The organism is Pseudoalteromonas sp. S3776, from assembly GCF_005886915.1.
GTDB lineage: Bacteria > Pseudomonadota > Gammaproteobacteria > Enterobacterales > Alteromonadaceae > Pseudoalteromonas.
Window position 1 is genome coordinate 52,453 of the sequence record NZ_PNCU01000007.1, and the last position, 20,692, is coordinate 73,144.

Annotated in this window: 13 protein-coding genes; 7 read left to right on the forward strand and 6 right to left on the reverse strand. The window is 40.1% G+C overall.

The window, feature by feature from the left end:
* The first annotated feature begins 38 nt into the window (after nt 1-38).
* On the forward strand, nt 39-848 hold the full coding sequence (locus tag CWC16_RS04080; protein ID WP_138540603.1) for a phosphate/phosphite/phosphonate ABC transporter substrate-binding protein: 810 nt from the start codon (nt 39-41) through the stop codon (nt 846-848).
* Nucleotides 835-3,081, forward strand: a complete 2,247-nt coding sequence (locus CWC16_RS04085) for an ATP-binding protein (RefSeq protein ID WP_138540604.1) — start codon at nt 835-837, stop codon at nt 3,079-3,081. Before CWC16_RS04080 ends, CWC16_RS04085 begins: the two co-directional genes overlap by 14 nt.
* A gap of 32 nt (nt 3,082-3,113) precedes the next feature.
* On the opposite strand, the gene CWC16_RS04090 is transcribed toward CWC16_RS04085, so the two are convergent.
* Complete coding sequence (locus CWC16_RS04090) at nt 3,114-4,583, reverse strand: S10 family peptidase (RefSeq protein ID WP_502704907.1); 1,470 nt, start codon at nt 4,581-4,583, stop codon at nt 3,114-3,116.
* Nucleotides 4,584-4,961: 378 nt separating this feature from the next.
* Between CWC16_RS04090 and CWC16_RS04095 the strand changes: the two genes are divergently transcribed.
* The 5 genes from CWC16_RS04095 (at nt 4,962) to CWC16_RS04115 (ending at nt 13,946) form a co-directional block, all read left to right on the forward strand.
* Nucleotides 4,962-6,182, forward strand: coding sequence for a GGDEF domain-containing response regulator (locus tag CWC16_RS04095; protein ID WP_138540606.1), 1,221 nt, complete (start codon nt 4,962-4,964; stop codon nt 6,180-6,182).
* Nucleotides 6,183-6,402: 220 nt separating this feature from the next.
* Entirely contained in the window at nt 6,403-6,741 is a 339-nt protein-coding gene (locus CWC16_RS04100) for a P-II family nitrogen regulator (RefSeq protein ID WP_004587162.1), read from the forward strand.
* 12 nt (nt 6,742-6,753) lie between these two features.
* Nucleotides 6,754-7,983, forward strand: coding sequence for an ammonium transporter AmtB (locus CWC16_RS04105; protein ID WP_055014953.1), 1,230 nt, complete (start codon nt 6,754-6,756; stop codon nt 7,981-7,983).
* A 149-nt stretch (nt 7,984-8,132) separates the two neighbouring features.
* Complete coding sequence (gene mrcB, locus CWC16_RS04110; RefSeq protein ID WP_138540607.1) at nt 8,133-10,475, forward strand: penicillin-binding protein 1B; 2,343 nt, start codon at nt 8,133-8,135, stop codon at nt 10,473-10,475.
* Nucleotides 10,476-10,925: 450 nt separating this feature from the next.
* Nucleotides 10,926-13,946 carry a TonB-dependent receptor gene (locus tag CWC16_RS04115; protein ID WP_055014955.1) on the forward strand — a complete coding sequence of 1,007 codons (3,021 nt, stop codon included), beginning with the start codon at nt 10,926-10,928 and terminating at the stop codon, nt 13,944-13,946.
* Between the two features lie 70 nt (nt 13,947-14,016).
* Here the strand turns inward: CWC16_RS04115 and CWC16_RS04120 are convergent, their stop codons facing one another.
* The 5 genes from CWC16_RS04120 to CWC16_RS04140 all read right to left on the reverse strand — a co-directional run bounded on the left by CWC16_RS04120 (nt 14,017) and on the right by CWC16_RS04140 (nt 20,604).
* Nucleotides 14,017-15,864 carry a methyl-accepting chemotaxis protein gene (locus CWC16_RS04120; protein ID WP_138540608.1) on the reverse strand — a complete coding sequence of 616 codons (1,848 nt, stop codon included), beginning with the start codon at nt 15,862-15,864 and terminating at the stop codon, nt 14,017-14,019.
* A gap of 166 nt (nt 15,865-16,030) precedes the next feature.
* Nucleotides 16,031-17,311, reverse strand: a complete 1,281-nt coding sequence (gene hemL / locus CWC16_RS04125) for a glutamate-1-semialdehyde 2,1-aminomutase (protein ID WP_138540609.1) — start codon at nt 17,309-17,311, stop codon at nt 16,031-16,033.
* Nucleotides 17,312-17,346: 35 nt separating this feature from the next.
* Complete coding sequence (locus CWC16_RS04130; RefSeq protein WP_055014958.1) at nt 17,347-18,363, reverse strand: aspartate carbamoyltransferase; 1,017 nt, start codon at nt 18,361-18,363, stop codon at nt 17,347-17,349.
* A 116-nt stretch (nt 18,364-18,479) separates the two neighbouring features.
* Nucleotides 18,480-18,914: a CopD family protein gene (locus CWC16_RS04135; RefSeq protein WP_138540610.1), complete on the reverse strand. Its 435-nt coding sequence runs from the start codon at nt 18,912-18,914 to the stop codon at nt 18,480-18,482.
* A 7-nt stretch (nt 18,915-18,921) separates the two neighbouring features.
* Nucleotides 18,922-20,604 (reverse strand): chloride channel protein, encoded by a 1,683-nt coding sequence (locus tag CWC16_RS04140; RefSeq protein WP_138540611.1) that lies wholly within the window; start codon nt 20,602-20,604, stop codon nt 18,922-18,924.
* Between the last annotated feature and the right edge of the window lie 88 nt (nt 20,605-20,692).

Sequence of the window (20,692 nt, forward strand, 5' to 3'; positions counted from 1 at the left end):
TATGCTTATAGTCATAAACCTACAACGGTAAGACTAATATGAAGTGTAGTGTTGTTTTGCTTTTTTTATTCAATAGTATTGGGGTCTATGCTCAAACCTTCACTTTTGGTGTAGTTCCGCAATATGAGCCTCAAAAATTGACTGCAATATGGCAGCCTTTTCTTAATAAAGTAACCGAAAAAACGGGCGTGCAGTTAAAGCTTGTGACAGTGGAATCAATTCCGGTTTTTGAGCAAGGTTTTGCACAAGGCGATTACGATTTTGCTTATATGAACCCATGGCACAGTGTTATTGCCTTCGACAAGCAAGGTTATTTACCTATAGTGAAAGATGCTGCGCGGCATTTGCAAGGGGTATTAGTAGTCAATAAAAACAGTAATATTGAATCCGTTAAGCAGCTTGAAGGCGCTGAAATTGCTTTTCCTGCACCTAATGCATTGGGCGCTTCTTTATTGATGCGTGCTGAGCTTGCTTTGTTGTATGGCTTAACAATAAAACCTGTGTATGTACAAACCCACTCATCTGTTTATTTAAATGTGGCCCTTAATGCAACACCTGCAGGCGGTGGGGTGATGGGCACATTAATGCAGCAGCCTCAAAATCTACAAAAAAAACTAAAAGTTATTTACAAAACGCGCAAGGTTAATCGCCACCCCATAGTGGCTCACCCTAATGTAAGCCCTCAAGTACAAGCGCAAGTTCAACAAGCTATTATAGAAATAGGCAGTAACCCTAATCAAAAACACTTATTAGCGGGGATCCCAATAATTAACCCAAGTAAGGCAAGCATTGACGATTATAAACAATTAACGCAATGGGGCTTACGCTCGTTTTATGTTGAAAATTAACTGGTGGCGCAGCTTACGATGTCAAAGCTTTATAGCCGTTATGGCATTTGGCTTGTTATTGGTTTGCTTATTTATATTTTACGCTTTGCCAGAACAAGCTAAGTGGGTAAACGATGGCCTTTCTAGCGCAGCTCAGCGCTCTTTACAGCAATTATCGACTTCAATCAAAACGCCTTTATTGACCCGTCAATATGCTCAGCTGTATGAGCAAATAGACGCACAACTTAATACAAACCCTAATTGGAAAGCTATTAGGGTAGTAGAGCCGGCTACAGGCAATCAATTATACCCTTTAGATGAGTGGCAACCGCTAGATCAAAAAGGAAATGTTACCTTAAGTGAACGTATTATCTTTTTAGATAAGCCTTTGGCTGAAATTACACTCACCGTTAATTTTGAAAACGCAATAAGTGAAGCGGCAAAGCTACATTACACGTTAATTTATATTCAGTTTTTTATACTTGTGGTGTTTTTTATAGGCTTAGCTTGGTTAGTCGATTATAGAATTACTAGCCCTTTACGAGCACTGGAGGACGCTTTTTCTAAACTGGCGAAGGGAAATTTTGATTGTCACATTAATGTACAGCAGCAAAATGAAATTGGCAGCGTTATAAATGCTTTTAACAAAATGGCCAATGAGGTGGCGAATAATCACCAAAAAGTAAATGCATTAAGAATTCAAGCTGAGTCGGCTAGTAAGGCTAAGTCTGACTTTATGGCAAGTATGAGTCATGAACTTAGGACGCCTTTAAACGCTATTTTAGGGTTAGCGCAGCTATATCAATATGACAGCAAAGCAACCACCGTACACAAAGACAATGCGCAAAGTATTTACCAAGCTGGGGAGCATTTACTTTTACTAATAAACGACGTGTTGGACTTAACGTCTATTGAATCGGGGAATATGCAGTTTAATTTTGAATATGCTCCTGTTAAAGACATGCTACAGCATAGTATTGAAATGGTGAGCGAACTTGCCAGAGTTGAGCTTGTTACTATAAATACTCATAATATTGACTCCCTTGAAGGTATTTACTTATATGTAGATAAGCGCCGTTTTAAACAGGTGCTGCTAAACTTGCTCTCCAACGCAATAAAATACAATAAAGTGCGCGGTAAAATAGATATACGCTGTAAAACTGTTGATTCTAGCCGCTGTAAAATTGATATTGAGGATACAGGTTGTGGCTTTTCAGAGGATGATATTTTAAGGCTTTTTAAACCCTTTGATAGGTTAGGGGCAGAGAGCAGTAAAACACATGGTACGGGCATTGGTTTGGTGATTACTAAAGAGCTTGTAGAGCGTATGCAGGGGCAGCTACAAGTACATAGCAAAATTAATAAAGGCGCGTGTTTTACCATTAGTTTTAATAGCTTTAAAGAAAGCACGTTAACGACTACAAAAGCTGACGAACCACTCAATCATCCCAGCCGTTCTCCCGCCACTTCCGCTACAGGTAAACTCCCCGTATTAAATGTGCTGGTGGCAGAGGATCAGCTTACCAATCAGCAGGTTTTAAAGCAGCAATTGACTATGCTTGGCGTTGACTCAACGTTTGCAAATAATGGTGAGCAGGCGTGGCAAATGTTGCAAGATAAGTGCTTTGATATGCTACTTACCGATATTCAAATGCCGCTGTTAAACGGGCTTGAGCTGGCAAAAAAAATACGCAAAAACACACAGTTCAATGAGCTAATAATTATTGCTGTTACGGCCAATATTATGGAAAAAAATATACAGGATTGTTATAGCGTAGGAATGAATGGCTTTTTAACTAAACCGATAGAGCTTGAAAGCTTAAAAGAGCTGCTAATGAAGCACTCGCAAGGTATTGTTGCTGCACATACACAGCCGCTACCAACCACAGAGCAAGCAAGCTCTATGTATAACCAATTAGATATGCCTTTATTGTTTTCGATGTTAGGACAAGATGCACAGGTGCATTGTTTAGTTTTTCAGGCGTTTTTACAGACCGCTTATGAACAAGTTAAATTAATTGAAGCGTATACGCATAGCTTAAATTACGCCGATTTGTCTTTTCAAGCGCATGGTTTAAAGTCATCTGCTAAATCGGTCGCAGCGTTAAAGTTAAGTGATATTTGCCAACAGATAGAAAGTTTAGCGGCGCAAAATAAGGTCGATGAAGCGTTATTATTTGCCCTACAGACGGGGTTTAATGAAGTGGTTACACAGTTAAAAGTTTATTGTAATAAACATGAGGCACTTTCTTAATGCCTCATGTAATAAAGGTTATTAGCTTATAACTAATATTTAGCGGCTTGTCCTTTGGCGGGTAAAGAACTTAAAATGAAGTCGCGTAAATCGTTATTAGAAAGCTTAAGATCTTCATGGCGTAGGTACATCATATGGCCGCTGCGGTACCCTTTAAAGCTTAATCTGTCTTTCATTTTTCCACTTGGGTCAAGCTGCCATAATGTGTATTTAGCATCAAAGTAATTTGTTGCGCCATCGTAGTAGCCAGCTTGAATCATCACGTTTAAATACGGGTTTTGCGCCATCGCTAAACGTAAGTTTTCGCCGGTATTATTTTTACTGCGATCCCACGGGTGAACATTGCCGAATAAATTGTATTTAACATCCGTTTTGTAATTAAGCTCCTCACGTAGGTAGTAATTTATTGCAGGCGTAAACGAATGTAGCCAAGAGGTGAGCTCAGCCCAGTAATCAGGTGATTCGCCAGCATCGCGTTTATCAATACCTAAATAGCGCGAATCTAAACGTCCAACAGTTTGTCCGCGCTCACGTAAAAGTTCTTTCCAAAAAAATTGAGTGGGGATATCTAAGTTGTTTTGCGCTACAAACTGTTCTGAAAGGCCTGCATATTCAGCCATTTTTTTTATTATTTGGCGCTTTTTATCGGCATCGATAAAGCCGCCTTTAACGAGGGCTGGAATAAGCTCATTAATAGTAAACTGCTCAACTTCGGGTAAAAGTTCATAGAGCTCTTTTTTTTGTAAATCTTTTTTAAGTGCTTTGTGATACCACGCCGTTGCAGCAAAATAAGGTAAGCGGTTTGCCGCTTTTATAGGGCCGTCTCGTTTTATACCAATATCGGTTGGCGATACTAATACCACCCCATTAATGTACATCCACTGACTGTTTTGTAGCTCATGAGCAAGGCCTGATACGCGAGTCGTGCCATAGCTTTCGCCTATTAAAAACTTAGGTGAGCGCCATCGCTCATTTCTGTTTACAAAGGTATTTAGCCATTCAGCTAAGTATTTGATATCAGCATTTACACCAAAAAAGTGCTCTTTTTGTTTTTCTTTTGAAAGCATCTCACCTTTGGCATTTTCTACTACACGTGAATAACCTGTATTTACAGGGTTAACATAAACAATATCTGCTACATCTAATACTGAGTAGGGGTTATCTTTTACGCCATAAGGCTGAACAGGGTAGCCTTCGTCATCAATTTTTAATACGCGTGGGCCAGTGTACGCTAAGTGCATCCATACCGATGCGGAACCCGGCCCACCATTAAACGATATCAGTAAAGGGCGAGCAGCGATATTATCGACTTTATCTCGTGTGTAATAGGTGTATTGTAACGTGGCAATAGCATCCCCCCCGTCATTCCACACAGGTTGGGTCCCTGTTTTAACGGTGTAGCTAAAGCGTTCACCATTGATTTTTGCTTTATGTTTGGTGACTACATGGCTATCAATGTCTATTTTTCGTTGATTATCTGCTAATGCAGCACTACTTATCATTACAATGGTAAGCGCTAAGGCATAACGAGTTAATTGGGAAAGCTTCATTGTCGTTCCTTATAATTGTTTAGAGGCTATTTAAAATAAAAAACACATAAATAACAAAAGTATTGAGACTAATAGCCGATAATAGTAGTTAAGCTCATTAGCTGAGTACTTGTTTATTTAATGTTAATTGCCCCTCGCGTGTTTAGCTTAGCTTAAAAATAAAGTATATTTAGCCGGCTTTAGATTTGAATAAAAATACAGAGCGGGCCGCAACACAAATGGACCTAGCCTACTTATTGGCTATATAAACAGAACTTTATTGGATGTTTTTCATTATTTGCCATTTAGAGCAAGTTTAAGTAGTAAAATAACAAGATTAAAGAGAAGTTTATGCAAAGAGTATTAGTGGTCGAAGACAGCAAAGTAGTACAACAGGTACTACGCCACTTAACGGCTCAATATTTAGATGTCGCTGTTGATTTTGCTTGGTCATTAAATGAATGCAAAGACTATATTGAGAAACATAAATACTCCTTAGCATTAGTTGATTTAACCCTACCTGATGCCCCTAATGGCGAAGTTGCTAAATTTACACTTTCGCATGCTATTCCTACCGTGGTACTTACTTCAAAAATTGATGAATATAAGCGCCAACAAATGCTTGAGCTCGGGGTTATTGATTATGTAATAAAAGACAACCGTGACTCATACCATTACGCTATTAAGCTAGTGGCGCAGCTTTTGAGAAATCAAGGCTGTAAGGCGTTGGTTGCTGATGATTCGGTGTTAAGCCGCTCCTTAATGAAGCAAATGCTAGAAAAACAATTATTTGATGTAACCGATGCGCAAGATGGCCAGCAAGCACTCGAAATAATTAAAAGTAACCCTAATATAAAATTGCTTATGACCGATTATGCGATGCCATTGATGGATGGTTTTGAATTGGTTAAAGCGGTGCGCAATTTTAGAGGGCGCGATGACTTGGCCATCATTGGGCTTTCGGGGGCAGGTAAACATGGGTTATCGGCTCGCTTTATTAAATACGGTGCTAACGACTTTTTAACAAAGCCATTTATGAATGAAGAGTTTCATTGTCGTGTTATGCAAACAATGGAGCAGTTGTCACTGATTGCGGATATTAAAGAAAGTGCTTATAGAGACTATTTAACGGGAATGTATAACCGGCGCTATTTTTACCAATATGCAGAGCAACTACTAAAAAAACAGCAGCAAAATACGCTGGCATTACTTGATATAGATTTTTTTAAAAATATTAATGACACGCTAGGCCACGAAGCGGGTGATCAGGCACTAAAGCAGGTAGCCACATTAATTAAAACGACGTTTTCTAAGTTTACGGTCGCCAGAGTAGGCGGCGAAGAGTTTGCTATTATATTAGATGGTATAGACACCGCTCGTGGGCGAGAGTACTTAGAAGGCTTTAGAAAAAAGCTCGCCAAGCATGAATTTTTAATCGATGACAAACCGTTTTCTATCACCATTAGTATTGGTGTTGCTGATTTTCAAAACACTGATTTAACACAGGCTATGCGTGTCGCTGACGCTGCACTTTACCAAGCTAAAAATAATGGTAGGAATTGTGTTGTTTAACTTTAAAAATAACACTAATAACAAGCTTACACGTGTTAGTTATTTGTAATGCACCAATGTAGCTAAGTTGTTAAAAAAGCGCACCTATATGGTGCGTTTTTTTTGTTCTAAGCTTTTGATTTGCTCTTATCTAGTTGATATAAAATAGATTTTAATAGTGGCACAAAGGTTGGATTATATAAGCCAACAGGATAACAATAAAGCGTCCGAGGGGGCCACTATGAAAATGATTAGTGCAATCATAAAACCATTTAAATTAGATGATGTGCGCGAAGCGCTCGCTGATTTAGGTATTGAAGGGATGACCGTAGTTGATGTTAAAGGTTTTGGACGTCAACGAGGCCACACAGAGCTGTATCGTGGAGCAGAGTATCAGGTAGATTTTATTCCTAAAATCAAACTTGAAATTGCGACTCGTACTGAAAACTGCCAACGCGTAGTTGAAGCAATTACTAAAATTGCCTCAACAGGAAAAATTGGTGACGGTAAGATTTTCGTGTACGACTTAGATCAAATCGTACGTATTCGTACGGGCGAACTTGATGAAGAAGCAATTTAAGGGGGCTGATTAATGGAAAACACAATTGTAGAACTCAAATTTTCTCTCGATACCTTTTATTTTCTGGTGTCGGGTATATTAGTAATGTGGATGGCAGCAGGTTTTGCCATGTTAGAAGCGGGTTTAGTCCGCTCTAAAAACACCACTGAAATTTTAACTAAAAATGTGGCGCTGTACTCTATTGCATGTACCATGTTTTTATTAGTTGGCTACAACATTATGTATGTAGACAACGCTGAAGGCGGCATAATCCCTTCAATTGGTGCATTAATTGGCACGCAAGCGGCCGATGCTGACCACTCTTTAGAATCTGACTTTTTCTTCCAAGTAGTATTTGTTGCAACGGCTATGTCGATTGTATCGGGTGCCGTGGCTGAACGTATGAAGTTATTTGCTTTCTTAGCATTTACAGTGATTTTAACTGGCTTTATTTACCCAATGGAAGGTTACTGGACATGGGGCGGTGGCTTCTTATCAGAAATGGGCTTTGTTGACTTTGCAGGCTCTGCTATTGTTCACGGTGCGGGTGCCGCAGCTGCGTTAGCAGGTGTAATTTTACTTGGCGCTCGTAAAGGTAAATACGGTAAAAACGGTGAAATTTACCCAATTCCTGGCTCTAACTTACCCCTTGCTACATTAGGTACGTTTATTTTATGGATGGGTTGGTTTGGTTTTAACGGTGGTTCGCAATTACTTCTTTCAGACAAAGAAAATGCAACAGCGGTAGGTCAAATTTTACTTAACACCAATGCCGCTGCGGCAATGGGTGCAATTGCTGCCTTATTTGTATGTAAAGTGTTATGGGGTAAAGCTGATTTAACTATGGTACTAAACGGCGCATTAGCAGGCTTGGTTGTTATTACTGCAGACCCACTTTCACCATCACCACTCATGGCATGTTTACTAGGCATTTTAGGTGGTTCACTGGTTGTGTTTAGCATTGTAGCTCTTGATAAAGCGAAGATTGATGACCCGGTAGGTGCAATCTCAGTACACGGTGTATGTGGTGCCCTAGGTATTATGCTTGTACCTGTATCTAACGGCGATGCAAACTTTGTAACTCAGCTTATTGGCTTAGTAACGATTTTAGCTTTTGTTTTCGTAGCTTCATTCATTGTATGGACTATTTTAAAGCAAACTATGGGTATTCGCGTAACAGAAGAAGAAGAGTTAAGCGGTATGGACCAACACGATTGTGGTGTTGATGCTTACCCAGAATTTGTATCTGTTCGCAGTAACTAATATTAAATAGATTAATCATTGTGTTCACAAAGCCCTACCTAAATAGGGCTTTTTTTCGTTTCAGGGGAGGTTAACTTTTCAGGTGTTAGGCTATAGCCAATATGCTAAGCTCACACTCGTGAATAAACCTTGGAATAAATTACACTTAAATGGCTGACAACAAAAAAACACCCAGTAGTAAAACCACACCTAAGCGTGCTTCTAAAGCAGCTAGCTCGCCACGCAAAGCCACATCAAAAACCACAAAAAAAGGGTCAAACCCTGTTGTTAAACGCTCATTTATGCGAAAAACATGGTCTATTTTTTGGAAGTTGAGCTTGGCTGTTTTTATTGCGATGGCTATGTATCTTATTTATTTAGATTCAAAAACAACTCGTATATTCGAAGGCAATAAATGGCAACTGCCAGCACAAGTATATGCACGCTCAATGGAATTTTACCCAGGACAGTTTTTATCAAGCCAAGAGGTTGTATGGGAGCTTGAGCGTTTAAATTACTCATCGGTCAACCGTTTAAGCCGCACCGGCCAATACGTTAAAACGCCAAACAGCATTAAAATCTACCGACGCGACTTTGAGTTTTATGATGGCTTAGAGCAAGCTCATATTATAGAGCTACGTTTTGCAGGGAAAAAAGTAGCCACAATAAAAGATAAATTTGGCAGGCGTTTAAATAGTGCGCGTTTAGAGCCTGTACAAATAGCCCGTATTGGCAACGATTCAAAACAAGACAGAGAGTTTGTACCGCTTGATAAGTTTCCGCCGATGCTAAAAGACACGTTACTAGTGGTAGAAGATCGTGATTTTTATAATCACCATGGTGTATCAGTATTTTCTATTTTACGTGCGCTTTATTCAAATATTAAAGCAGGACGTACCGTGCAAGGTGGCAGTACCTTAACGCAGCAGCTTGCAAAAAATATATACCTAACACGTGAACGTTCTTTGGTGCGTAAAATAAATGAGGCATTTATTGCGCTTATTTTAGATTACCGTTATTCAAAAGATCAGATTTTAGAAGCTTATTTAAATGAAGTTTACTTAGGACAGTCTTATAACCAAGGCGTGCATGGCATGGGCTTGGCGTCTGAGTTTTATTTTTCAAAGCCTGTTGATGAGCTGGAATATGACCAAATAGCGCTACTGGTGGCGATGGTTAAAGGGCCTTCGTATTACAATCCTCGTCGTTATAAAGAGCGCACTATGGAACGTCGTGATTTAGTACTGCGCTTAATGGTTGAAAACAAGCTACTAACGACAAAAGAATACCGTGCATCACTTAAACGCCCAATTGATATAGCGCCAATGAAAGCAAGTTTACAAAAGTCATATCCTGGCTTTTTAGAACTGGTAAATCGTGAGCTTAAGCAGTTATTACCTGATCAAAAAACACTAGATGCGGGCGTGCGTGTATTTACTTACTTTGATTTACAAAAACAAACGGCAATGGAAGAGTCCATTCAAAAAAGTTTACCGTATTTAGAAAAACGCCCTAATACCGATAAACTCGAAGCAGCCATGATCTCAGTTAATATCGAAAAAGGTGGTGTGTCTGCTTTAGTATCAGGGCGCGATGTTCGTTACTCAGGTTTCAACCGAGTGCTCGATACTAAACGAAATATTGGCTCCTTAGTTAAACCTGCTGTGTATTTAACAGCCCTACAGCTACCGCATTATAACTTAGCTACTTTACTTGATGACTCCCCTGTACAGGTAACAAATGAGCAGGGTAAAGTGTGGCAACCTGAGAACTTTGATCACCAATACCGAGGCGCATTGCCACTTTATAAAGCCTTTAGTAACAGTATTAATATTCCTGCGGTAAATTTAGGCTTAGATGTTGGTGTTGATAAAGTTGCAAATACGCTCAAAGGATTAGGAGCAAAAGATAATATAGATGAGTATCCCTCGCTGCTACTTGGTGCCGTAGAAATGTCGAGCTTTGAGGTTGCTCAACTTTATACCACTATTGCAGCCGACGGCGAGTATAGAGAGCTTACAGCTATATCTGCGCTAACAGACTCCGTAGGTAAGGTATTGTATAAGCATAAAGTTAAGTCAGAATCGCGCTTTGCAAAAGACGCTGTCTATATGACTAAATATGCCATGAAGCGAGTAACAAAAGACGGCACCGCTAAGCGCCTAAATTTGCACTTTCCTTCAATCCAGCTTGCAGGTAAAACAGGCACTAGCAATGATTTACGTGATAGCTGGTTTGCAGGGTTTGATCAAAATACAGTAACCGTTGCCTGGCTTGGTAGAGACGATAATAGCAGCACCGGTTTAACAGGTAGTGTGGGCGCATTGGAGGCTTATATTCGCTACTTAAAACCACTTAACCCTGAAGCTATTGCCGATACCCGCCCATCATCAATTAGATGGGCTTTCGTTAATGAAAAAACGGGTTTACAAGCCCCACCTGGATGCGGCAAGGTCATTCAGCTACCACTAAGAGCCAGTGAGTTTGAGCCAAGACCACAATGCATACGCTAATAAAATAAAAACCTTTATAATAAAACCGCTAACTCAGCGGTTTTATTATATCTAGCTTATCTACCTAGTAATTAAAATTTGAAATTAAATAAATTTTAATTACTTTTATTTCCTTTTTATAAATTATTAAATAAAGAGGGAGTATAACCTGCCTAAAAAAGCATTTTACGAGGTTGAAACACAAATGCTGTAACTAACATGTTAATAGTTTAATTAGCTGAATTATTATTTATTAAAACTTTCAATCTGTTTCTTTAAATTAACATCTAAAGTTTTATAATTTACAAGTTAGCGCGTTAAAATAATATTAAGCTGCTGATTTTTATTGTTTTTAATTTTTGTTTTATCTTTGTTTAATTAACATGTTTACAATTTGTACCCTTTTGTTACCCTCTGTATGCATTTTGTATAAAGTGCAAAAATAATTATAAACTTAACAGGGATAAGAGTATGAAAAATATTTTCAAAAAAAATCTTACGGCAATAGCGGTTCTCGCTTCACTAGGTGTAACGCTTCCAGCAGTGGCATCAGATGTTGTAGGTTCTATCGATAATATTTCTACTACAGCAGGGTATACCGTAACAGTAAAAAATCCTGCAACAGGGTTAGAAAGAACATTAAATATTTCTGAAGACGGTTCATTTAGATTTGCTTCATTGCCTTCAGGTAGCTATCAAATACAAATTTTAAAAAACGGCGCTGTTGTAGCTGAAGATAGTGTACGCGTTTCATTAGGTGCTAATGCAAAAGCGAGCTTTGATTTAGCACAGGTTAGTGATTCAGGTCCTGAAGTAATCCAAGTATTAGGCGCTCGCATTTCTTCGATTGATTTAACTACTGCCGATTCTGGTCTCGTTATTACAGACGCTGAAATAGATCGTATGCCAATTAACAGAGACCTTACCTCGGTTGCTTTATTAGCACCAGGCGCTGTAAAAGGGGACAGTGCTTTTGGTAATACTGCATCGTTTGGTGGCTCGTCAGTAGCTGAAAATGCATGTTATATTAATGGCTTAGAGGTTACTAATACACGCCAAGGCCTTGGTTGTGGTGAAGTGCCATTTGAGTTTTATGACCAATTCCAAGTTAAAACGGGTGGTTATTCTGCCAAATTTGGCCGCGCAACCGGTGGTACCATAAACACAACTACTAAAAGTGGTACAAATGAGTGGGAATTTGCGGCAGTTGTGCAATTTCAACCAGACTCTTTGCAAGAAGAAGGCAGTATCTCTCGTGGCAACAATGGCGCAGGTCAAATATTTAGAGACGAAAGCTTAGACACTGATAGCAAAACAGATGTAACTATTTCTGCTGGTGGTCCTCTAATCGAAGACACGTTGTTTTTCTATGGATTAATTAACCCAAGAGATACTGAGTCTACATACACCTGGGGTGGAGATGAATTTTCGCCAAACGATCAATACCGAAATGAATCGGCTTCTGGTGGCGATAATTTATTTTGGGGCGGTAAGCTTGATTGGGACATTAATGAAAACCATAGGTTGAGCTATTTTGCTTACTCTAATCGTCGTGATATTGAGCGCTCTGTATACGAATACAATAACGGTACTGTGGGCGATCGTATCGATGGCGCCATTTTAAAGCGTGGTGGTGAAGCACAAAGCTTAAGTTATACAGGCGTTTTAACCGAAGACCTAGTTGTTACTGCAATGGCTGGTAATATTAAAACAGAATATGAAACGCAATCAGAAAACTTGGTTTGTCCATCTATTACCGACTCTCGAGGTACTGCTAATCCAATCACTGGCTGTGGTGCAGGCGGTAGCTTTGGTGCTAATAATGATGAAAATACCCAATACCGCTTAGATGTTGAATATGTATGGAATGACCATGAAATTACATTTGGTATTGATTACCAAGAGCGTAAGTCTGAGAACATAAGTAGTCCTATCGGTGGACACAGCTATGATTACAGAACACTTGCAGATAATGGTAGCTGGCAAGCTGATAATGGCGCGCTAACAAATAATACAGGTGCCGCGCTTGACTATGTTGAAGACCGTATCTTTGATGGTGGCGGTAGCTTTGAGTCGGAGTTAACGGCTTATTACATAGAAGATCAGTGGCAAGTAACAGAGGATTTCTCTGTTAAAGTTGGCTTACGTATTGATGAGTTTGATAGCTGGGGGACGACTGGTAAGTTACTCACTAGCTTTGAAACAGATATTGCTCCTCGACTTGGTTTCACATGGGATCCTACGGGTACAGGCGATACTAAAGTATATGGTACATATGGGCGTTATTACTTACCCGTAGCCAATAATACAATTTTTAGAGCCGCATCAGGAGTTAGTGATATAACTACCGCTTATACCTACACAGGTGTAGATTCGCAAACTGGCGCACCTACGGGGCTCACGCCTTTAGCTGACACGCTTGGAAATGGTGGTATTCAAAACTCACAGCAAGTGAGTGGTGTGCCGGTTATACCTGAAAAAGATATTTTTCAGGCGCAAGAGGCTGATCCATTCTCTAAAGATGAATATATTATTGGTATACAGCAAGCGTTAAATGATGAATATACAGTAGGTGTTAAAGGTATATACCGCGAAGTTGCAACTGCATTAGATGATTACTGTGGGCGATATGCCTACCCATACTGCGTAATGATAAATCCGGGTGATTCGTCTAGCTGGTACAGCGATGGTTACTACTGGAATGGAACCGATTGGGGGGATTCATCATTCAATAACGACGGTGTTCCAGATAGTGGTTCTTTAACTACCTATTCAGCAGAAACAATAGGCCTACCTAAAGCAAATAATGAATACACCGCTGTAGAGTTTAGTCTTGATTATAAAGCTGACACTATTCGTTATCAGTTTGGTTATACATGGGCTAGAAGTGTAGGTAACTTTGAAGGTGCTGTTAAATCAGATATTGGTCAAGCTGATGCGGGTATTACCCAAGACTTTGACTTCCCAGCAGTTATGGATGGATCACAAGGTTATCAACCTAATGACAGACGCCATACATTCAAATTCTTTGGTAGTTGGGAACCGATGGAAGACTTAACAGTAGGTTGGAATGCTACTTTACAAAGCGGACGTCCTAAGAGCTTATTTGGTCAAGGATATCCATCTACCGATCCAAACTTAAATGGCGGTTGGGGTGATACTTTCTACATTTACACTAATGAGTGTCCGGATACAAATGGCAACGGCGACTGTGATCAAGATGAGAAAATCTATGAAAAACATAGCCGAGGCACTAATGGCCGTACACCTTGGGTATTTAACTTAGATTTATCTGCTGCATATGATTTCACAGTATCTGATATCGACATGCGTGCATCGGTTAATGTATTTAACATTTTCAACTCGCAAACAGAGTCATCACTGAATGAACACTATGAGCAAAATGAAGGTGAAGTAAATGCGTACCATGATGCTGCATATTCTTGGCAAACGCCACGTTACGTTCGTATAGGTTTAGAAGCTCGCTTTTAATACTTATTAATAACTAACCTTAAAAACCCTTCTTAATCGAAGGGTTTTTTGTAATTTAAAAGTACTTTTATTATTTTCGAGATTTAAAAAACTGCATTGATTTAGTTAAGTCATCAGAGAGCTGACTAAGTTGCTGTGCGTCTTGCAGTGTAGATTGTGCAGAGAGAAGAGTTTGATCAGCTAAATTACTTACTTCTTGTGCATCAGTTAATGCTTGAGTGGTTGCGTTAGATTGCTCTTTAACCCGTAGTGCTATCTCTTCGCCTTGGTGTTTTATATCACCCATGCTGTGCTCTGCACTTTGTAAAATATCGTTTGTTTCGGTGGCGGCTTTTACCGATTGTTCCATCTTCTGGACACTTGAACGCATTTTTTGTTGTGTATCGTCAGAAGCTTGTTGGAGTGAGCTAATTATTTGGTGAATTTCTTGCGTTTGAGTTTGTGTACGCTGCGCAAGGGTTCTTACTTCATCAGCCACAACAGCAAAACCACGGCCATGCTCACCGGCTCGTGCTGCCTCAATGGCGGCATTAAGTGCAAGTAAGTTAGTTTGATCGGCTATTTCGCTAATGCCTTTACTTACTTTACTAATTTCTTGGCTATCTTGAGCTAGTCTATCTAAGGCTTGTTGGCTTTCGGTAAATTCAACTTGAAGGTCTTGCATATACTTGGCAAGTTCCATGGTGTTGTTAGAGCCTTGCTTTACATGCTGCGCGGCATCTTGTGCTGTTAACATCGCTTGATTAGCAGACTCTTCTACACTCACTGCACTTTGCTCCATATTACTTAGTGCATCATGAATCGCGTTTACCCGTATTTGCTGTTTTTCAACATCGTTACTCGTTTGGCTGCTTGCCAGTGAAAGCGATTTAGTGGCGCCGCATAGCTCCACAGTACTTGCTTTTACATTCTCTAAAAGTTTTGAAAAGGCATTAAGAAGTGCGTTATATCGCGCTGCAATAATATCCATTTCATCATTAGTACTTGAGTTGATAACCGCATTTAAGTCGCCACTTGCTGCTCTTTGCGCTGCTTCGGCAAAGCGATTAATGGTATCGACCACAGCAAAGTAAAAACCTATCATCAAGTAAAACGCAAAGAGTAAACTTATTACAGATGCTGCTAATACTGTGTTTCTGATCCACTGCTGTGTTTGAAGTTTATTTTCAATAAGGGTTTCAAGGGTAGGAATACTTTTATCAACAAGTTTGCTAATACTGTTGTGCACTTGGTTTGTTAATTGAGTGAACTCGGTTTGCGTTAGCAGTATGTCGTCAGGCTCAAGTAGTTTTTTATCAATAGCTGTTTTAAATGCTTCAACTGCGGTGTGTAAATTAGTGAGAGAGGGCGTGAGTGCTTTATTGACCGATTTATCTGCATTCGTTGCAACACTCAATATTTTATTAAGCTGTAGCTCGTATAAAGGTAAAGATTTACTTAAATTAGAAAGCGCGATAAACGTATCTGGTGTAAAGCGATTACTTGCCAATACCGTATTTGCACTTTGTGCTGTCGCATTTATTTGCATTATAAGTGCAGGAATTGGTGTTACTAAGGAGCGATTTACATAGGCACTTGCAAGTTGGTTATCAAGCGCTAAGTTAGATTGAATAGATACAAGCGCAAGTACTTCATCAGCTTGGTCGTTATTTATGTTAAAGCCTAGGGCGCGCGCTACTTTAATATTTTTACTTGTATCGCCTTGCATCTGGTTTGAAAGTATTGCTCTGTAGCCTTTTAAGCCTTGTTGCTGCATTTTTGAAACGGCAATGCTTTCACTTAATAACGACACTAAAAAAAATAGGCTTAAGGCAAGAGGGAGTAATAGTATTCCAAACATCAGGCTTATTTTTGTTTTATATTTTAAATTTGCCATAAGCTGAGTTGCAGGGGAGGCAAATTGGCGTAATCCTGACATAAGGCTCTCTTATTTTTTGTAAAGGGGGATGAAGATATATAGACCTTGTTACGTTTAATTATCATTCATTTATATTACTTTACAAATAAAAAAAGCCCTTTCGGGCTTTTTTCAATCTTTAGTCTTAATATTAAAGGTAATACAAACGTTTAATATTTATATTATCCTAAAGTTTAGCAAATGACCGCTCTGCAGCTTCAATAGTCGCTTGTACTTCTTGCTCAGTGTGCGCAGCGCACACAAAGCCTGCTTCAAAAGCCGAAGGGGCTAGGTATACACCTTCTTCTAGCATTAGATGGAAAAAGCGCTTGAAGCGTTCTAAATCACATTCTGTTGCTTGCTTATAGGTGGTTACTTTTTCTGCTTCAGTAAAGAAAAAGCCATACATACCGCCAGCGTAGTTAGTGGTTAAAAAAATGTCTGCTTTTTTAGCGCCAGCCTCAAAACCTTCACAAATAGCTTTAGAAATTGCTTCTAACTTATCGTGTAAACCTGGCTCGCTTAATAGCTCAAGTGATTTTAAACCTGCAGCCATTGCAATAGGGTTACCAGAAAGCGTACCCGCTTGGTAAACCGGACCTACTGGCGCAATGTAATCCATAATTTCGGTTTTCCCGCCAAAGGCACCAACAGGCATGCCGCCGCCAATGACTTTACCTAAACAGGTTAAGTCAGGTTTGATGTTGTAATACGCTTGTGCGCCACCTAATGCAACACGAAAGCCGGTCATTACTTCGTCAAAAATAAGCACCGATTTGTACTCATCACATACTGCACGCAAGCCTTCTAAAAAGCCTTCAACAGGAGGAATACAGTTCATGTTACCTGCTACTGGCTCAACAATAACACAAGCAATGTCGTCAGCGTATTTTTCAAAAACAGCTTTTACTTCATCAAGGTTATTAAACGATACGGTAAGCGTGTGCTTTGCAAAATCCTCAGGAATACCTGGTGAATTTGGCACACCCATGGTAAGTGCCCCAGAGCCTGCTTTTACCAATAACGAGTCCGCATGGCCGTGGTAACAACCTTCAAATTTTAGGATTTTATCACGTCCTGTATAGCCACGTGCTAAACGAATAGCGCTCATAGTGGCTTCTGTTCCTGAGCTTACCATGCGTACTTTTTCGATTGATGGAACAAGCGCTTTTACTTTTTCGGCCATTAAAATTTCGGCTTCAGTAGGGGCGCCATAACTTAAGCCATTTTCTACTGCTTCATGCACTGCTTGCTTTATAGCTGGGTGATTATGGCCCATGATCATTGGGCCCCACGAGCCTACGTAATCAATATAACGGTTGCCATCAGCATCAAAAGTAAATGCGCCTTCTGCTTTGGTAATAAATAGTGGCGTACCACCTACACCGTTAAATGCACGTACAGGTGAATTTACACCACCAGGAATTGAAGTTTGTGCGCGATTAAATAAATCTTGGCTAATTGTCATGAAAAATCCTATAAATTGTCGCTTGGTAAAAGTGTTTAGCTGTCGCGTTTGCGGCTAAACCAAGGAACGTCTACTTCATATTGCTCGACTTTGTTTTCTACGCCGAGGGTTAAAGCAAACAGTGCCATACGAATCAATACGCCATTTTGCACTTGGCGAAATATTGCTAAGTTGTCGTTACTGTTTAAGTCGTTATCAAGCTCGTTAGCTTCTAAACGGCTATCACGTGGAAGCGGATGCATAAGCACTGAATTTGGCTTACAGTGCGCGTTATAAATTGATTGGCTGATTCTAAAGCCGCCACGGTATTTGTTGGCTTCTTCTTGTGAAGGGAAGCGCTCTTCTTGAATGCGTGTTTGGTACACAATATCAGCTGCTAAGTTACCTTCCATTTTGTTAACTAGCTGTATTTTATGGCCTGCATTTTCGACAGCATCTAAAATACTGGTTGGCATTTGCAGCCCATCGGGCGCCACCATCGAAAACTTCACATTTTTGTAATGGCACAATAATTTAGAGAGTGAATGGACTGTACGGCCATATTTTAAATCGCCAACTAGGGCGATATGCATGCCATCTATACTTTGCTCAAATCGGTTTAGTTCACGCTCAATGGTTAGTAAGTCAAGCAATGCTTGAGTAGGGTGTTCGTTAGGGCCGTCCCCCCCATTTATAACAGGTACGGTACAACCTTCTGAAAATTCGCTTACCGAGCCTGCATCAGGGTGACGCATAGCAACGGCATCAGCATATGCCGAGATAACGCGCGCTGTATCGTAAAGCGACTCACCTTTAGCAAGAGCGGAGCTTTGCATACCGGTTGTTTCGCGCACGCCACCGCCTAGTAAATTAAAAGCAGTACCAAAGCTTACACGCGTTCGTGTGCTTGGTTCAAAAAACAAATTGGCTAAAATAGCGCCTTCTAGCACAGTTGTTTGCTTTTGTTTTTTAGCATAAGGCTCCATTTTTTTTGCTACTGCAAAAATACGCTCAATGCAGTCTCTGTCGAGTTGATTTACCGACAGTATATGTTCACCTTGGAAACTTAACATGGGGTTATTCCTAATCAATCAAAGGGGCGCGATAATCCATAAAAATGGGGCACGCAATCGCGCGTGTTATAGCAAGTATTGTAAATTGCAGCGCAGTTTAACATGCGCTGTGATGCTTATAAATTAGGTTTTATCACCGCAAGCGCAACAATAATTAGCAGCGCAATCACTGGGAGCTCATTAAAAATACGATAAAAGCGGTCTGTTTTGGTATTTCTGTCGTTTTTAAAGTCGCTTAGTAATTTAAAACAGTAACCATGGTATAGATATAAAATGATGACCAGTACCAGTTTGTAGTGCAGCCACATGCTGTATCTAAACCACTCACGACCATATTCTACAATGGTGAGCACACCAAAAACGGCCGTTAAAATGGCAAACGGGGTAACAAAAAAGAGTAGCCGACGTTCCATTACTTTAAGCATTGAGTTACAGGCTTTTTCTTCGCTCATCGCGTGGTATACAAATAACCGAGGTAAATAAAAAATACCGGCAAACCAAGCAATCATAAAAAAAATGTGCAGTGTTTTATAAATTAATAAAGCGCTCATAAGAATCCTAAAGTAGGCTGTTACGAATAGTTAAAATATTATTTATTTGATCCCAGCGTAATAGCCCCATTATTTGTTGGTCATCTAGCAAGTTGTAAACATACAGGGCACCGCTGCGTTTATCTTTTAAAATATCAAAGGCATCGGCTAAGGTCGATTGGCTGCTAATACCCTGTAAACTAATGTAGTTTATATTTATGGTTTCGCCCGACATCAGAGTAAGGTCATACTCTGCTAAACGATAGCCGTTTTCTTCGTCGAAGACGATTAAAGGGGTTTGGCTGTCCATGGCATCTAGGGTGTTTTTTATTTGCTCTTTATCATCAGAATAAAGCAGCTTAAAGTTTTCATCCATATCATCCATTATGCCCACTTTTTGTAGCGCCTCCGTTGCGGGCGATACATGATAGGGGAGCCCTTGAAAATCGAGCTGTTGCAAAAATATAGACCGATTACCAAATACTTGCAGCGCCGTTACATAAGCGGTTGTTATCACTAACATGGCCGGTACAATAATCTCTGGCGAGGAGGTAAGCTCCATCACCGTTGTTAATGCAGCTAACGGCGCATGTAATGTAGCTGCGAGTAACCCTGCCATGCCTAATACGCCGTATGTGCCCGCAATGTCAGCACCTGGGCTTATAAACTGGGCAAAAAAGGCCATTAAAGTACCGGTTAAAACCCCAAGCCCAATTACAGGGCCTATTAACCCTCCGGGTATACCTAAGCCAATTGCAAACAGGGTGGCCAGCAGTTTAGCTATTAAAATAGTGGTAAGTAGCTGCGCGTTTTCTGGCGATTCAACCGCAATCGTAATTGCGCTCATACCTGAGCCCATCGCTTGGGGCACTGCATAGGCAATAATACTCGCAATACAACCTGCAATGAGTAAACGAGGAAACATGCTTAAAGGTTTAAATGTTTTTATGATCAGCATTAAATTTTGATTAAAGCTATAGGCAATTGCCCCTAAGGCCATACCACATAAAATTAAATATGGGTAATGCCAACCACTCAATGGCGTAATGCTAATAAGTGCCAGCTCCGAGCCTTCACCAAACACAAACTGTGTTGCTAAAGCGCCCGTTAACGCAGCAAGCATAATTGGTACAAAAATATGCACTTTATACTCACGTAGCACCACTTCCATAACAAAAATAACCGCAGCCAGTGGGGTATTAAACGAGGCTGCAATACCAGCGGCGACACCACAGCCACTTAATGTGCGCATGGCGTTGTGTGGTAAATGCAGTTTGTCGGCTAATATACTTGCGCCAGTAGCGCCCATATGAACAGATGGCCCTTCGCGACCAACCGAAAAACCACTTATTAATGCCAGTGCACCACCAACAAATTGGTTTACAGTATTGTACAAAGGCATTTGCCCATAATGGCGTTTAATACGATGAATAACAAAAGGAATGCCTAAACGATAGTGCTTAAAACCAGTAAACGCGGCAAAGGTTGCTATTAATAGCGCTGCAATTAATGGCATTAAAACCCGTTCAAGAGTAGGGATAGTGGTAAAGTTATCAGGAGTGTCTAAAAATAAGCTTTGAAAAAACAGAATCGTTAAGCGAAATAAAATGATAAAAAATGCAGCAATTAAACCAGCACTTACGCCTAATAAGCATAATTGCACAGAGGTTTTTGGTTTTGCTAATCGACGCCTGAGTTGCTCAAGCCACATGCTGTATTCTCCGCCACATTTTTTCAGCGAGCAGTTTAGCAAAAGAGCGCAGGTAAGTCCTTGTGATTTTGCAAATTTAGTTACTAAT

Bases quoted from the DNA above. Each gene is read 5' to 3' on its own strand.
- CWC16_RS04080 (WP_138540603.1), top strand. From the start codon at position 39: ATGAAGTGTAGTGTTGTTTTGCTTTTTTTATTCAATAGTATTGGGGTC.
- CWC16_RS04085 (WP_138540604.1), top strand. From the start codon at position 835: ATGTTGAAAATTAACTGGTGGCGCAGCTTACGATGTCAAAGCTTTATA.
- CWC16_RS04090 (WP_502704907.1), bottom strand. From the start codon at position 4,583: ATGATAAGTAGTGCTGCATTAGCAGATAATCAACGAAAAATAGACATT.
- CWC16_RS04095 (WP_138540606.1), top strand. From the start codon at position 4,962: ATGCAAAGAGTATTAGTGGTCGAAGACAGCAAAGTAGTACAACAGGTA.
- CWC16_RS04100 (WP_004587162.1), top strand. From the start codon at position 6,403: ATGAAAATGATTAGTGCAATCATAAAACCATTTAAATTAGATGATGTG.
- CWC16_RS04105 (WP_055014953.1), top strand. From the start codon at position 6,754: ATGGAAAACACAATTGTAGAACTCAAATTTTCTCTCGATACCTTTTAT.
- mrcB (WP_138540607.1), top strand. From the start codon at position 8,133: ATGGCTGACAACAAAAAAACACCCAGTAGTAAAACCACACCTAAGCGT.
- CWC16_RS04115 (WP_055014955.1), top strand. From the start codon at position 10,926: ATGAAAAATATTTTCAAAAAAAATCTTACGGCAATAGCGGTTCTCGCT.
- CWC16_RS04120 (WP_138540608.1), bottom strand. From the start codon at position 15,864: ATGTCAGGATTACGCCAATTTGCCTCCCCTGCAACTCAGCTTATGGCA.
- hemL (WP_138540609.1), bottom strand. From the start codon at position 17,311: ATGACAATTAGCCAAGATTTATTTAATCGCGCACAAACTTCAATTCCT.
- CWC16_RS04130 (WP_055014958.1), bottom strand. From the start codon at position 18,363: ATGTTAAGTTTCCAAGGTGAACATATACTGTCGGTAAATCAACTCGAC.
- CWC16_RS04135 (WP_138540610.1), bottom strand. From the start codon at position 18,914: ATGAGCGCTTTATTAATTTATAAAACACTGCACATTTTTTTTATGATT.
- CWC16_RS04140 (WP_138540611.1), bottom strand. From the start codon at position 20,604: ATGTGGCTTGAGCAACTCAGGCGTCGATTAGCAAAACCAAAAACCTCT.